General features: G+C 63.8%; 10 protein-coding genes. 7 read left to right on the top strand and 3 right to left on the bottom strand.

Going from position 1 to position 13,857, the window contains the following annotated elements:
* Positions 1–280 precede the first annotated feature (280 nt).
* The 7 genes from PQT43_RS20395 (at position 281) to nirK (ending at position 11,706) form a co-directional block, all read left to right on the top strand.
* Positions 281–1,072: a YfaP family protein gene (locus PQT43_RS20395; RefSeq protein WP_102882364.1), complete on the top strand. Its 792-nt coding sequence runs from the start codon at positions 281–283 to the stop codon at positions 1,070–1,072.
* A 37-nt stretch (positions 1,073–1,109) separates the two neighbouring features.
* Positions 1,110–2,822, top strand: a complete 1,713-nt coding sequence (locus tag PQT43_RS20390; RefSeq protein ID WP_272754506.1) for a DUF2138 domain-containing protein — start codon at positions 1,110–1,112, stop codon at positions 2,820–2,822.
* The gene (locus tag PQT43_RS20385) at positions 2,807–3,466 is read left to right on the top strand and encodes a DUF1175 domain-containing protein (protein WP_102882362.1); all 660 of its coding nucleotides are present in this window, start codon (positions 2,807–2,809) and stop codon (positions 3,464–3,466) included. The genes PQT43_RS20390 and PQT43_RS20385 overlap by 16 nt, the downstream gene beginning before the upstream one ends.
* On the top strand, positions 3,463–8,040 hold the full coding sequence (locus tag PQT43_RS20380) for an alpha-2-macroglobulin family protein (RefSeq protein ID WP_272754505.1): 4,578 nt from the start codon (positions 3,463–3,465) through the stop codon (positions 8,038–8,040). Before PQT43_RS20385 ends, PQT43_RS20380 begins: the two co-directional genes overlap by 4 nt.
* Before the next feature lies 1 nt (position 8,041).
* A complete protein-coding gene (locus PQT43_RS20375; RefSeq protein ID WP_253085087.1) occupies positions 8,042–9,685 on the top strand; it encodes a DUF2300 domain-containing protein in 1,644 nt (547 codons plus the stop codon).
* A gap of 3 nt (positions 9,686–9,688) precedes the next feature.
* Positions 9,689–10,504, top strand: a complete 816-nt coding sequence (locus tag PQT43_RS20370) for a YfaP family protein (protein WP_102882359.1) — start codon at positions 9,689–9,691, stop codon at positions 10,502–10,504.
* Positions 10,505–10,617: 113 nt separating this feature from the next.
* Positions 10,618–11,706: a copper-containing nitrite reductase gene (gene nirK, locus PQT43_RS20365; protein ID WP_253085086.1), complete on the top strand. Its 1,089-nt coding sequence runs from the start codon at positions 10,618–10,620 to the stop codon at positions 11,704–11,706.
* Positions 11,707–11,739: 33 nt separating this feature from the next.
* On the opposite strand, the gene PQT43_RS20360 is transcribed toward nirK, so the two are convergent.
* The 3 genes from PQT43_RS20360 to PQT43_RS20350 all read right to left on the bottom strand — a co-directional run bounded on the left by PQT43_RS20360 (position 11,740) and on the right by PQT43_RS20350 (position 13,781).
* The gene (locus tag PQT43_RS20360) at positions 11,740–12,822 is read right to left on the bottom strand and encodes a dienelactone hydrolase family protein (RefSeq protein WP_253085085.1); all 1,083 of its coding nucleotides are present in this window, start codon (positions 12,820–12,822) and stop codon (positions 11,740–11,742) included.
* 127 nt (positions 12,823–12,949) lie between these two features.
* Complete coding sequence (locus tag PQT43_RS20355; protein WP_102882357.1) at positions 12,950–13,399, bottom strand: DUF3828 domain-containing protein; 450 nt, start codon at positions 13,397–13,399, stop codon at positions 12,950–12,952.
* A gap of 10 nt (positions 13,400–13,409) precedes the next feature.
* A complete protein-coding gene (locus PQT43_RS20350; RefSeq protein ID WP_102882356.1) occupies positions 13,410–13,781 on the bottom strand; it encodes a cytoplasmic protein in 372 nt (123 codons plus the stop codon).
* Positions 13,782–13,857: the final 76 nt, after the last annotated feature.

Genomic DNA, 13,857 nt, shown 5'->3' with positions numbered 1-13,857 from the left:
ACTAAGGGTTTTTGTTGTCGGCTGATGAGGTGCGCAATTAATGGCGTATGGCCACCTTTCTCGGCGCGGATAATGTCGCCGTAGTGGCACCTGCGGGGCGGACTTCAGCAGGGTGTCGATTGCCTTGCAAAATCCCTTTGCCCCAATTGTGCAACAGGCGCCAAGTCGCTAATCTGCGGCCTTTCCAGCGCCCTTTGTCGCCGGGCACTCTTTCTGAATATTTGTAGCCGCGCCGAGGATCTGGCGCCAGGGTTTTCCCATGCATGGCAGGACGCATTACATGCGCGTTTTATCCTCCCTCCTGCTGACCTTGCTGGTGGCCGGGGCGGTGTTCGCCGAACCTTCCGCCGAACTTCAGGAACCCCTGGCCGGCTGGCGCTATTCCGGACTGCTGGACCGCACCGAGCAGGACCGGGTGGCCTATCCGACGCCCCCCATCGACCGCGGCATTCAACGCAACCGCACCCTGATCGAGGGCCAGCTCAAGGCGATCGGTCACTTGCGCCAGCCCCATAGCCTGTCGGTCAACGGCAATCCGCTGAACCTCTACACCGACGAACAGGGCCGCTTCGCTCGCCCTTATGCGTTTGGCGCCGGCTCCAACAGCGTCGAAGTGCGCAGCTCCGAGGGCAAGTCCCTCAAGCGCGTGCAATTCTACGAAGCCAATCAGAACAAGACGCCCCCACGCATTCGCGTGGTGCTGGGCTGGGATGATCCCAAGGCCGAGCTGGACATGCACATCATCACCCCCGACGGTCAACACGCGTTCTTCGGTCATCCCGGTTTGACCAACGGCGGCGGCCTGGACCCGGACGGCGTCGACGGGCCGGGCCCGGAAATGTTCACCATGACCGCGCCGCTGCGGGGCACCTATCTGATCTACGTCAACTACTGGGGCAACTTCGGCGGTGGCGGGTACAACTTCGACGAAGGCAGCAATCAGAACGAGGTGATCACCTCGCAGATCAACCTGATCCTTAACGAAAACACCGTCGATGAGAAACGCGAGACCTTTATCGTGCCCATGCGGGCCATCGGCGACCTGTTGCTGGTCAAGTCTTTCAACTATTGAACATCCCGCACCACGGATGAATTGGGCTTTGTGAATCATGAGCGAAAACACAGTATCCCCGGCGGCCGGCGTTCCCGGCCCTGTTCAACCCGGTAGCAAACGGCGCTGGCCAGCACTGGTCGCGGGCCTGTGTCTGGTCGCCGCCGCAGTCGCGGGTGTGGGCTGCAAGCCCAAGACCCCGGTGGCCGAACTGGCCGGCGACAAGCTGGGCCTGAGTCGCCCCGACGGACTACTGGAAACCCACTCCCTGACGCAACTGCCCAAGGACCTGCTGGCGGTGCCTTTCCTCAAGGAAACCCTGACCGAAGACTTCGTCTTCTATTACCAGGCCCACGCCGACCGCCTGGGCCTGATCGGCAGCCTGCGGCGGATCATCTACGAGCATGACCTGAAATTGCAGGACAACCTGATCGAGCAACTGTTCGACCAGCCGGCGGATGTGGCGCTGTGGCGCGGTGTCGATGGGCGCCTCAAGGATTTCCTGCTGGTGATGGATCGTGGCGGGCTGGCCAAGCTGCTTGAGCCCCTGGCCAAGGTTGCCCTGGACGACACGCAACTGAGCAAGCTGGCTGAGCTGAAGGTCGGCGGCGATGCGGTGACCCTCTACCAGTTGAACTACAACGCCGGTAAATCCCTGGCGTTCGCTTCCCACGGCGACAAACTGGTGGTGCTGTCCAACCCGGCCAAGCTGTATGACCTGAGCGGCGGTGCCGACGATGAGCACGGCGCCGTCTCCACCGCTGCCCTGGAAGCCCTGCTCAACGGTGACAAACTGTTCCCCGAAGCCTTTGGCCTGGAGGCGCGCAAGCCTGAAGTGCAGCAGCGGTTGGCGGTCAACTCCAGTGTCCTGGCCATGGGTTACCAGCGTTTCATCCCCAACTTCGCTGGCCTGCGTTTCGATATGGACGCCCAGGGCTGGCACAGCTACCTGGCCATGCAAGAGCAGGACAACCAGCCGGCCTTTGACTTCAAGCCGATCTGGCAGGCCATGCCCATGGGCGCCAGTGCCTGCGTGGCGTTGCCCCTGGCAGCGGAGCAGCAGAAACCGCTGCTGGTCAAGCTCGGTGCCGAAGAGGCGGTGGCCAGCAGCCTGACTGAACACATGGCCGGCACCGCCGGCCTGTGCTGGTACGCCGACTCGCGGCTGTACACGCCGCTGCTGGTGGCCAGCCTCAAGGACAAGGACAACACCCAGCTCGATGGGGAACTGGGCAAGCTGTTCGGTTCCATGGTCGGGGCCCGGGAAAGCAAGGTGCCGGAGCGCATCTTCCCCGTGGTCGAGCAGCAGAACGGCGAGGTGCACCAGTGGCAGCGCCAGGTCAGTTCCAACTTCGGCCAGTACCCGGCCAAGGAGGCCAAGGACCCGCAAGCCATCACCGGCCGCGCCTTCATGCAGGTCAGCCTGGCTCGCCATGGTTCGACCCTGGTGTTCTCCCTGGACGACAAGCTGGTGAGCAAGGCCCTGGATACTTTGGATAAACGCTTCCCGCCCCTGGCCGATGTGGTACCCAAGGATGCACTGATGCCGGTGTACCTGGGGCCGCAATCCCTGGCGCAGTTGATCCAGCAGGAAACCTTCGACAGCTTGCCCCAGGACATGGAGCCGGTGTTCAACAACGCTGCGCAAACCTACCTGGTGCCCAAGCTGCGCACCCTTGGCGGTTACGGCAAGTACGCCTTGACCCTGCCCGAAGGCAGCGAGCCCAACGGTCACTGGCAATGGCTGCCCCTGCAATGGCGCGCACTGTGAGTGCATGGCGCAAAAGCCTGGGCAGTCTCGGCCTGCTGGCCCTGTTGCTGAGCAACGCCGTGGGCGCGACCCAGGCGCCGCCACTGGACGTGCAGCAGTCCCAGGTGTTTCGCGCCTGGTTCGTGCGCATCGCCCAGGAGCAACTGAGTCAAGGGCCGAGCCCGCGCTGGTACCAGCAGGACTGCGCCGGCCTGGTGCGCTTTGCCGCCAACGAAGCGCTCAAGGCCCACGACAGCAAATGGCTGCGGGCCAACGGCATGTCCAATCGCTACCTGCCGCCGGAGCTGCAACTGAGCGAAGGCCAGCGTGGCCTGGCCCAGCAGTGGCAGCAGGGCGGCGGCCAGACCGGGCCCTACGTCAACGCCATCAAGCTGATCCAGTTCAACAGCCATCTGGTCAGCCGTGACCTGGGCCAGGCGCGCCCCGGCGACCTGCTGTTCTTCGACCAGGGCGACGACCAGCACCTGATGATCTGGATGGGCCGCAACATCGCCTATCACACCGGCACCACCACCCCCACCGACAACGGCATGCGCTCGGCCAGCGTGCAGCAACTGATGACATGGAAGGACACTCGATGGATACCCGACCCCGCCAACCCCAACTTCATCGGCATCTATCGACTGAACTTCCTCACCCAATGAGCGAATCGCGTATGTGGCGTTTTCTGTTTCGACTGACTGTTGTTCTGACCCTCGCGGCCCCCGCGAGCTTGGTCAATGCCGAAGACTCGGTGCCGTCCAGCGATTACGCGGCGGTCTCCGGCGAGAGTTTCTTCCTCCTGGCCGACAGCAGCTTTGCCAGCGACGAGCAGGCCATGGTGCGCCTTGAGGCCCCGGGTCGGGATTACCGGCGCTTTCGCATGGAGCCCTACGGCGGTGCGGACATCCGGGTGTACCGGATCAACCAGCCGCTGGACTTCCTCAAGCGCCAGAAGAACCTGCACCGGGTGGTCAGTGACGGCCAGTTCAAGGGCGAGGGCCTGTCCAACACCTTGGCCTACCTGTGGGACAACTGGTATCGCAAGTCGCGCCGGGTGATGCAGCGCGCCTTCTCCTACGAGTCACGCAAGCAGGTGACCGAGGAGGTGCCGGAATTGAAGGTCGGCAACTCCATGCTGGCGCCCACGCCCTATGACGCCCAGCCGCAATTCGCCCTGATTCCGGGGCTGCCGCTGGTGACCCAGTTCCGTTATCCGCTGTGGCAGGCCAAGCCGATCCAGCCGCCGGCCGGGGTTGACCTGTCCGGTTCCTCCAGCCAGTTCATCAACGTCGCGCCGGGCAACGTCTACATCCCGCTGGGGCAACTCAAGCCGGGCCTGTACCTGGTGGAAGCCCTGGTGGGCAAGTACCGCGCGACCACCATGGTCTTTGTCTCCAACACCGTGGCGGTGAGCAAGATTGCCGGTGACGAACTGCTGGTCTGGGCCGCGGGCAAGCATGAAGGCAACTCCGTGCCCAAGGTCAACGTGCTATGGACCGACGGCCTGGGCGTGATGAACAGCGGCGCCACTGACGAACAGGGCCTGGTGCGCCTGAAACACGTCAGCCCCGAGCGCTCCTACGTGATCGGCGAGGACCAGGAAGGCGGGGTATTCGTCTCCGAGAACTTCTATTACGACAGCGAAATCTACGACACCAAGCTCTATGCGTTCACCGACCGGCCGCTGTATCGCCCGGGGGATTGGGTATCGCTGAAAATCGTCGGCCGCGAGTTCAAGAACGCCCGGGATTCGGTGCTGCCGGGTGCCGGCACGGTGAATGTCAGCGTGCTGGATGCCGCCGGCACCGCGCTGCAGAACCTGACCCTGAATCTGGATTCCAAGTCTGGCACCCAAGGCCGTTTCCAACTGCCGGAAAATGCCGTGGCCGGTGGTTATGAGTTGCGTTTTGCCTACAAGGACCAGGTCTACAGCAGCGCCTTCCGCGTGGCCGAATACATCAAGCCGCACTTCGAGATTGCCCTGAGCCTGGCCAAGCCGGACTTCAAGACCGGCGAGCCGGTGAAGGGCAACCTGGTGCTGCTCTATCCGGACGGCAAGCCGGTGGCCAATGCGCGCCTGCAACTGAGCCTGCGGGCCCAGCAGCTGTCCATGGTGGACAACGAACTGCAGTACATGGGCCAGTTCCCGGTGGAACTGACCAGTGCCGAGCTGACCACTGACGCCAAGGGCAGTGCCACCCTCGATCTCCCGGCGGCCAGCAAGCCGAGCCGCTACATGCTCACCGTGTTCGCCAGCGACGGCGCGGCCTATCGGGTCAAGACCACCAAGGAAATCCTCATCGAGCGGGGCGCGGCGAGCTTCAGCCTGAGTGCGCCGCAGCGTTTCAGCGCCGCTGGCGACAAGGTGCAGTTCAGCTACGTCAACCAGAACACCGGTGAGCAGAGCCAGAAGGTTTCCCCCAGCCGCTACAGTTGGGTGCGCCTGGAAGACCAGTCCACCGGCGAGGGCAAGCTGGGCGAGGCCGACAAGGGCTTTGCCCTGGCCTTCGAGCGTCCCGGCACCTACAACCTGACCCTGAAGGACGAGCACGACCGAGTACTGGGCGGCACCAGCCACTCGGTCACCGGCGAAGGCGTTAAAGCGGTGCCGGGCACCGTGGAAATCGTTCTCGACAAGGCCGAATACAAGACCGGTGACGAAGCCCTGGCGCTGATTACCTTCCCCGAGCCGATCAACGATGCGCTGCTGTCGCTGGAGCGCGACAAGGTCGAAGCCACGGCGCTGCTGTCCAAGGGCGGCGACTGGCTGAAAGTGGAAAAACTCAGCCCTACCCAGTACCGCGCCCGGGTACCGGTGAAGGACAACTTCGCACCGAACCTGACGTTCTCTGTGCTCTACACCAAGGGCGGCGAGTACAGCTTCCAGAATGCCGGGATCAAGGTGCTGACACCGCAGATCGATGTGGCCATCCACACCGACAAGGACAAGTACCAGCCGGGTGACCTGGTCACCGTGGACCTGTCCACCCAGTTCGCCGGCAAGCCGGTGCCGGCGCACCTGACCGTCAGCGTGGTGGACGAGATGGTCTACGCGTTGCAGCCGGAAGTAGCGCCGAGCATCGACCAGTTCTTCTACCACCCGCGGCGCAATAACGTGCGCACCAGCGCCAGCCTGTCGTTCATCAGCTACGACGTGGCCCTGCCGGGCAGCCCGACGGCCCCGGGCAAGGCCAATCGCAGCGAGCGTGGGGTCAAGGTGCTGGAGCGGCCACGTCGTGAAGACGTCGACACCGCCGCCTGGCAGCCGGAGCTGGTGACCGATGGCAGCGGCAAGGCGCGTTTCACCTTCCGCATGCCGGATTCCCTGACCCGCTGGCGCATTACCGCTCGGGCCATCGCCGATGACGGCCAAGTGGGGCAGAAGAAACAGTTCGTTCGTTCCGACAAGGCTCTGTACCTGAAGTGGAGCGGCCCGACCCGCTTCCGCAGCGGCGACAAGCCGGACCTGGGGGTGTTTGCCTTCAGCCAGTCCGAACAACCGGTCAAGGCCGAGCTGGTGATTCATTACGCCGGGGAATCCCAGCGCCTGCCGCTGACCTTGAACAGCGGCATCAACTATGTGGCGCTGCCGGCCATTGCCCCGGGCAATGGCGAGTGGAGCGCGGAGCTGGTGCAGGGCGGCAAGACTGTGGACGCCCTCGCCGTGCGTCTGGTGAGCAGCGCGGCCGGCTGGCAGACGGTGCAAACCCAGAGCCTGGACGTGGTCAGCACCACGACGCCGTTGGGCCTGCCGGCCGATGCCGCAGAGATTCGCCTGCGTCTGGACGACAGCCCGCAAGCGCTGTTCCGTTCGGCCCTGGATGGGTTGCTGGAATACCCCTATGGCGGCGTCGAGCAGACCGCCAGCCAGTTGCTGCCGTTGAGCGTTGCCTACCCGGCGCTGGCCAGTAACCCGCAGATCCGTGATCGGTTGCGCCTGATCATGCAGAACAGCCGCCTGCGCCTGGTGCATATGGCCGGGCCGCAAGCAGCCTTCACCTGGTGGGGCGAAGACGCCGAACCGGATGCGTTCCTCACCGCCTATGCCTATTACGCTGACTGGAATGCCAGCAAGGTCATGGACCTGAACTTGCCGCCGGAACACTGGCAGCGGGTGCTGGAGGTCTATGCCAAGCAGGCCGGCAGCACGCCATTGCTGCAACGGGCGCTGATCCTGTCCTTCGCCCGTGAGATGAACCTGCCGATCAATACCCTGGTCAGGGGACTGATGGATGACCTGGCCAAGGTGGGGGCCGGTCCGGCTGCCAGCATGGATGACGACAGCAGCGACAGCCTGGTGATGGTGGACCCGGATTCGGCCCTCGGCCTGGCCAGCGCCCGGGTGCTGACAGCCGCCCTGGCGCGGGACGCCAAGGTCACGCCGCCACCTGCCTTCGTGGCGCAGTTGGAGGCGGCACAGCAGCAGGTCGACATCAGCTCGCAGCCGTTCGCTCAGGCAATGAATCTGTCCTTGAAGCCTTTCGATCAAGCGACGGCGCGCGCATTGCTGCAACGTCTGCTGCCATCGCAACCGACCCTGGACCGTGCTCTGGCCCTGACCTGGCTGCAGCGTAGCGTGGCCCAGTCGGCACCGGCCGAGGCCCTGAATCCGGGGCAGGGCTGGCAACAGCAGCAGGGCGCCAGCGGCGAACGCTACTGGCAGTGGCAAGGGCCGCAGGTGCCGGCCGTGCTGACCCTGGACAAGGTGCCGGAGCGTCCGCTGCAGGCCTCGGTCAGCTACCTGAGCAAGCTGGACATGGGCACGCCGTCGCCGGTGAACATTACCCGTCGCCTGTTGCGCCTGGTGCCCGGGGATGAAGCCTTCACCTTCAAGCTGGAGCCGGTGGGCAACAAGCCGATCGCCAGTGACGGCCTGTATCTGGACGAAGTGATCATTGCCAACGAGGGCAACCGGCCGCTGCTGTACGGCATGCTGGAAGTGCCGTTGCCGCCGGGCGCCGATGTCGAACGCACCACCTGGGGTATCAAGCTGGCCGGCCCAGCAGGTACTGAAGCGGCGTCTCTGGAAAAAGCGCGTTTCGAACCCGGGCAGATGAGTTACGCGGTGCCGCTGGATGCGTTGAACGACAACAGCGAAGTGCGTCTGCGGCATCTGATCCGCTTCTCCCAGAAGGGCCAGTTCAACCTGCCTGCGGCACGTTACTACCAGGTGTATGCGCCAGAGCATCAGGCCCAGGAACGTACGCCGGCACTGGGTCAGGTCACGGTCAAATAACATGACGCGGTGTTGGGCCTGGTTGTGCCTGTGTCTACTCCCTGGGCTGGTGACAGCCCAGGACGAGCCTCTGCGCCTGGCCTGGAAAACCGCCCCGGACAGCGAGCTGGTGAGCCTGAGCAAGACTCAGGTGCTGGCTCGTGAGCCGTTGCCGCAGGACCTGCAAGCGCCCTTGGGCAGCATCTGGAAACTCTTCGTCTACGCCTGGCTGGTGGATACCGGCGCACAAGAACCGGCCTATGCCTGCCAGGGCAAGTCCAAGGACGAGGTCTATTGCTGCACGGCAGGCGGCAGCATTGCCCGGGATCAGGCCCTGGTTCGCTCCTGTGGTCTGTACTTCGAGCCTCAGCGCTTGCAGCTGTCCAGTGCTGACTGGCGCGCCTACTGGCAAGCGCGCAATGCTCCGGGTTGGCTGCAGGACCTGGACCAGTTGCAACCCCAGACCCGGGTTCCGGTGGCGCAGCTGTTGCAGGTGCTGGCGCTGCTGCCGGCACGGGATACGGCGCGGCGTGTGCTGCTGGATGTGGTGCTCAATGCCGGTGACGGTGCCGTAGTGGGCGAGGTGGGTGGGCGCCTGCGGGTCAAGACCTGGAGCTGGCTGGCGGATCAGGACCCGCAGTCGCGCCAGGGCGGCTTTGCCGGTTGGCTGGTGGATGGTACGCCGCTGTGGGTGGGCGGGCGCGGTACTAGCCAGCGGGTGCTGAAGGACTACGCCCAGGCCCTGAACCAAGTGCTGCCGGACAATCCGCCTGTGGATAAAGGCCGTTGTGTGGAAGTCAGCCTGTTTTCCCGCTACCCGCTCAAAAGCGTCAGCCAGAAGGGTCAGCCAGCCAGGCCGGGCGCTCTGCAAGGGGATTATCGGGTGGAATTTGCCAACGGCAACCAGCTGGATATCCACAGCGCCGGCGAGTTGTTCCTGCAGCAAGACCCTACGGCCCAGCGACTGGTGGCGCGCCTGGACCGTGAAGAATATGTGGCCCGTGTGCTGCAACGCGAAGCCAGCAGTGAACCGGCGGAGGCCGCCAAGGCCCTGGCCGTGGCGATCCGCACCTACCTGCTGCAGAACGCCGGACGCAGCGGCGAATGCCTGAGCATCGACGACAGCAGCAATCGCCAGCGGGTCGCGCCGCGCCCGGCGACCGCCGAGGCCCGGGCCATTGCCGCCTGGACCAGCGATCTGGTGCTGGCCGGCACGCAAGTCACCTACCACTCGGACCTGAGTGCGCCGGACAAACTGTCCTGGCAGCAGGCCGTTGAACAGGCGCGCGCTGGCCAGCGTTACGACGCCATCCTGCTGCATGCCTACCCTCGGGCCAGCCTCAGCCGCTGGGACAACCCGGTGGCGTCTTGCGAACCCTTGCCCGCAGCTCAGGAGTGGCTGTTGAAACAGCGTCGGCGCTGGCGCCAGCCGCTGGAGCAAGAGATCGGCTACAACGAAATCAGCCAGTTCGCCGTGTGCCGCCTGAGCTTCGGTCGGCCCTACGTCGACCGCGAACGACAACGCATCTACGTGCGTGGCGTGCTCTCGCTGCAAGACCGCCTCGACCTGACTCACGAATACCTGCACCTGGCCTTTGAAGCTCATCCCAACGGCCAGGATGAAACCTACATCGAAGGGCTCGCCCGTCATCTTTTATTGGAATAGGCCATGAAACTTCCTGCTCCCCCGGTCCTCCTGTTCCTTTGCGGAATGTTCAGCCTGCCCATGGCCCTGGCCGACAGTGGCATCCAGCTCGACACCCCCAAAGGCGGCTGGCGTACCCGCGCTGTCGATGGCGAGCAATACATTCAGGAGGTCAACTACCCGGCCTCTTCGGTGAACACGCCCCAGGGCCAGGCCAATACCGCGCGTATCAGCGGGCAGATCAAAGGCGCGCCCAAAGCGAGCAAGGAGCCGGGCCAACTGATCGTCAATGGCGTCAGCATGCCGCTCAAGTTCAATGAGCAAGGTGGTTTCGACCGGCCGTATTCCTTCCCCAATGGCAGCAACAGCGTTGAAGTGCGCAGCCCGGACGGCCAGCAGCGCAAGCGCGTGCAGTTCCTCAATACCGGCGGTGGCGTGACTCCGCCCAAGTTGCGGGTGCTGCTGTCCTGGGACAGCGACAACACCGACCTCGACCTGCACCTGGTGACCCCAGACGGCGCGCACATCTGGTATGGCGAGCGCGTGGCCCCCAACGGCGCGGCCCTGGATGTGGACGTGACCACCGGCTACGGCCCGGAGATCTTCTCCATGCCGGCGCCGCTCAAGGGCCAGTACCTGGTGTATGTGAACTACTACGGTGGCGGCTATCGCAGTGACGATGAAGACGGCGGCCAGGAAAACGCCGTGCAGCCCCTGACCACGGCCCAGGTCACGGTGATTACCGAGGAGGGCACACCGGATGAGAAGAGCGAATCCTTCATCGTGCCGATGCGCGCCCCCGGAGAGCTGACCCTGGTACGCAGTTTCAGCTATCCATGATCGGGCTCAATCTATCCGCCTGCCCGAGCATTGGTTCATTGCCCTGAGACAATACGATTGCCCGGTGTTTGCCTTGCAATGAATCACCATTCATTGGCAGGGAAATGCGCAACATGGGTAGGTTTCAATCGTGGTTGAAGTGTTGTGTGGTGGTTGGCAGCTGCGCCTGCGGCGTGGTGTTGGCCGCAGGGGCCGACGGGCTGCAGAGGGTCAAGGTTGACCTGGTGGCGCCGCCTCAGGTGCACGCCCATGAACAAGTGGTCAGCGGGCCGCCGAAGGTCGTGCAGTTTCGCATGACTGTGGAAGAGAAAAAGATGCAGGTGGATGACCAGGGCACCACCTTGCAAGCAATGACCTTCAACGGCTCCATGCCCGGCCCGACGCTGGTGGTGCATGAGGGCGACTACGTCGAGCTGACCCTCAGCAACCCGGCCAGCAACAGCATGCCCCACAACATCGACTTCCATGCGGCCACCGGCGCCTTGGGCGGCGCGGCCCTGAACCAGGTACTGCCGGGGCAGGAGGTGGTGCTGCGCTTCAAGGCCGATCGCAGCGGCACCTTTGTCTACCATTGTGCGCCGCCGGGCATGGTGCCCTGGCACGTGGTGTCGGGCATGAGCGGGACCTTGATGGTGTTGCCTCGCGAGGGCTTGAAAGACCCCACCGGCAAGCCCTTGCGCTATGACCGGGCCTACACCATCGGTGAGTTTGACCTGTATATCCCCAAGGACAAGGACGGGCATTACAAGAGCTACCCGGACCTGGCATCCAGCTACCAGGACACCCGTGAAGTGATGCGCACGCTGACGCCGAGTCATGTGGTGTTCAACGGTCGGGTTGGTGCTCTGACCGGGGCCAACGCCCTGACTGCCAAGGTCGGCGAAAGCGTTCTGTTCATTCATTCCCAGGCCAACCGCGACAGCCGTCCGCACCTGATCGGCGGTCATGGCGATTGGGTCTGGACCACCGGCAAGTTCGCCAATGCCCCGCAACGTAACCTGGAGACCTGGTTCATTCCTGGCGGTTCGGCGCTGGCGGCGCTCTACACCTTCAAGCAGCCGGGCACCTACGTGTACCTCAATCACAACCTGATCGAGGCCATGGAGCTGGGGGCCCTGGCGCAGGTCAAGGTCGAGGGGCAGTGGGATGACGACCTGATGACTCTGGTAAAAGCCCCCGGGTCCATTACTTCGGGCAAGTGATAGCAGCCGGTGCTCAAGCCCCGGCACCTGGCATCAGAGGTTCAGGGCGAACTTCAGGTAGCCCGGATACACCTGGCGCCAGTCGTCCTGGAAGGTGTGGCCTTCGGCATGTTCATGGCTCTGGACCTGGTTGCCGGGCTCCAGGGCCTGTTGCGTGGTGGCGGTGAGCTTCTGGTTGCTCTCGTGCTCCTGGGCGCCATGGACAATGACGATGCGCTTGTCCCGGGCCCGGGTTTCGCCGAACGGAATCCGGTAGCCGCCGGGGGACAGCAGCAACGCGCCGCTGTACTGCTGCGGGTATTCGGCGATCAGGTGCGAGGCGTGCTCGGCGCCTTGGGAGAAGCCCATCAGGGCAATGCGCGAGCGGTCGATGCGAGTCTGTTTTTCCAGCTTCTTCAGGGCGGCGTTGACCGCCTCCTGGGTGGTGTCCACCGAATGCTGCTGCCACATGAACTGGTGCTCGTCGCGCTTGAGGGTGCCGTTGATGCCCACCAGCACGGCCTGCTCGCCCACAAGGTCGGTGCGCATATCGACGCCGTCGCTGCCCTCGGTGCCGAATCCCGATAGCCAGACCACCACCGGCCAGCCTGCGGCCGGGGCCTTGCCCTGGGGAATGCTGAAGGCTGCAAGGCCGGCATCCTTGGCCTTGGCCGGGTAGTTCTGTTCCGCGGCTCGCAGCAGCTTCTGGTAGGCCGGGGTCTGCTGCAGGGATTGCAGTTCGTCGTCTTCCTTGAGAATCACCAACTGCCAGAAGCCTCGCTCGCGGGCCTGATCGAGGAATTCGGCGGCGCGCTTGTTCTTGTCCATGGCGGCCAGGCTGCCAGCCGCCTGGTAAGAGGCGTAGGCATTCTTCGGGTCGAGGCGGGCGGCGGTCAGGTAGTAGGCGAGAGCGCCGGCGTAATTGTCATGCTGGCTCTTTTCGTTGTCCCCGGCCTCGATGAAGTCCGCCGCTGTGGCGTCGTCCAGGTACAGATTGGCCATACCGGCCAGGCCTTGCCAACGGCCCTTGGCGACGTCCTGTTGCGCATCGGCATGGGCCCAGGAACCGCTGAGGCTCAGAGCCCCGAACAACGAGAGGAATGACAGGGGCAGGCGTACTGCGGCCGGCAACGACATGACTGAGCGTCCTTTTTCAGTGAAGGAAGTCCCGGGCCGTTGCCCGAAACGGCGCGCAGCTTAGCATGGTGGATCGCCCTGGCGGACGACCCGTGCACTGGCTGGATTCAACGCCCAAACGCCAGAATCAGTCGCTCTGATCGGCGGTGGAAAGTACCTCGTCGATCTTCCAGCAGCCCTTGTCCTTGATCATCCGCACATCGACGATCTGGGTGGTATCCGGGGTGCTGCCCAGCGTCACCTGTTCCTTGGCGCTGGAGCCCTGGATCTGCGGTTCACTGACCTTGATCTGAGTCAGCCACTCGTCCATGTAGTCCTGGGCCTTGAGGAAGTAGTCCTCTTCCAGGCCGTCGGGGCTGGCCATCTGTTTCTTGATCTTGGCGATCAGTGAGTCAGAGACGTATTTCTTCATCTCGGGGACGTTGTCGGTCAGAGGGTCCTTGTCTTCGCTGAAGGTTTGCAGGTACCAGCTATAGAACGCCTGAGTGGCGGGTTTTGGCGAGCTGGCGCAGTCGGCCAGGGCGACCGACTGATGCATGGCGACCGCTGCCAGCAGCGAGCAGAACAGCATTCTCATGGGGAACCCCTTACGGATGGCGATAGATTTTGTAGGCAGGCTTTTGCACCCGATAGGAGTGACCCGGGTAAAAACCGTGCAGTTGCTTGAAGTCTGACACCCAGATGGTGCCGTTGAACATCGCCATGTGGCCGTGAGGGTGCCCGGGAATGGGCTGGATAATGACCACATCGCCTGCTGCGGGCGTCTGGCCGGCCGGTTGCTCGATAAAACCGGCGGAGGTCAATGATGAGCCGAAATCCTTGGCCGAGTGCTTCCTGTGCAAAATCACCCCACCGCCACCGGCTTCGATCGCTTTGCGGGTATAGGCCGCGCAGCGCCCGGTACTGCCGGCGTGAGCGTGCGCGTTCAAGTGACTGATAGCGGCTTGTTTATTCCACATTCCTTGTTATCCGAGAGTCCTGAAGAGCGGCGATTCTATGCTTGCGCAGGGGGGGCGGAAATACTGGCTAAGTGCC

It is taken from the genome of Pseudomonas sp. BLCC-B112 (genome assembly GCF_028550695.1).
GTDB lineage: Bacteria > Pseudomonadota > Gammaproteobacteria > Pseudomonadales > Pseudomonadaceae > Aquipseudomonas > Aquipseudomonas danubii.
Note: the sequence above shows the minus strand (reverse complement) of the source record. Positions and strands in the feature narration are given on the sequence as shown.